A 1,206-nucleotide genomic window follows, 5' to 3' on the forward strand; every position below is an offset into this window, starting at 1 on the left:
GAAGAGGCTGAGCACCGCCGTCATGGCCGCCTCACTCGACCCCAGGGCCTGCGCCATCACGGGCAGAGACGGCAGCAGGATGTTGGTGGACAGCGTCGCCAGCGCTGACAGCGCGGCCAGCGTCAGCAGCCAGGGGCGGGGCACGGCGCTCATTGACTGGCTCCTTCGGCAATGAAGGCAATGCTGCGCGCGATGACGTCGGCATCCGCCAGCAGACGGCGATGGCCAAGCCCGCTCACGCGCTGCAGATGCGAGCCAGCCCAAGCCGCATGCAGCGCCTCGGATGCAGCGAAAGGCACGGTGCGATCCTCCGGGTCGTGGACGATCAGCCCGGGATGGCGCAGGCCATGCTGCAGCCGCTCCAGATCCACATAGGTGATGCGCGTGCCGATGAAGCGTTCCACCCAGCCCGCGAATGCGGCCGCATCCGCCGGGCCCAGGCCTTGAGCGGCGGCCAGGCCCTTGACCATGGGCGACAGCGAGGAGGGGCCGGCCAGATGCACGCTGCGCCCGACCCGCCAGCCGTGGGCAAACGCGAGCAGCGCGGCGGCCGAGCCCATCGAATGGCCGATGACGCCGTGCACCTCCTTGCCGATGTCGGCCACCACGGCGCGCAGTGCGCGGCCGGCATGCACGACGCTGGCCGCATGACCGGTCGAGTCGCCATGGGCGGGTAGATCGAAAAGGGTGACCGAGAAGCCGGCCTCGACCAGAGGCCGGGCGAAGCCGAGCAGATGGGCGCCGCGGCTGTTCCAGCCGTGGACGAGGACAACGCGTGGGCCGACGCCCAGCGTCCAGCGCGCGAGCTTGAGGCCTTCGTGGCGCAGCGGCGGTTCGGCGTGGCCAGCCAGCGCAGCGCGCTCCTCGGCCGTCAGCGGCACGCGCTCGGGCGCCGAGAAGGCATGGCGGGCCGCTGCGAGGTGGCCGTCGTCATTGGCCGTGAAAGGCGCGGCAAGGGCAGGGGAGGCGAGCATGRCGTTCTCCTGAGTTCGGGGCTCAGCCCGCGTAAGCTGGCGCGGCCGTGGACAGGCTCTGCTTGACCTGGCGGCTGATGTCGTCAGCCAACACCTCGAAGGCGCCGGCTTCCAGCTCGGCCAGGGCCAGGCGAGCGACATCGGCCGGCGCAGACTTGGGCGCGTCCAGGCCACGCGTCATGTCGGTGTCCATATAGCCCACATGCAGGCCGGTCAGCTGCGTGCCCTGGGC

1 protein-coding gene and 1 pseudogene are annotated in these 1,206 nt (G+C 71.0%); both read right to left on the reverse strand.

Annotated features, from left to right (window positions below):
* Window positions 1-149 precede the first annotated feature (149 nt).
* A complete protein-coding gene (locus ACXJKR_RS32910; RefSeq protein ID WP_457326440.1) occupies window positions 150-974 on the reverse strand; it encodes an alpha/beta fold hydrolase in 825 nt (274 codons plus the stop codon).
* 22 nt (window positions 975-996) lie between these two features.
* Window positions 997-1,206 (reverse strand): annotated as a pseudogene (locus ACXJKR_RS32915) (short-chain dehydrogenase); the annotation flags it as partial.

It is taken from the genome of Roseateles sp. P5_E11 (genome assembly GCF_054049355.1).

Excerpts from the sequence above, each read along its gene's own strand:
- ACXJKR_RS32910 (WP_457326440.1), bottom strand. The coding sequence starts at position 974 with ATGCTCGCCTCCCCTGCCCTTGCCGCGCCTTTCACGGCCAATGACGAC.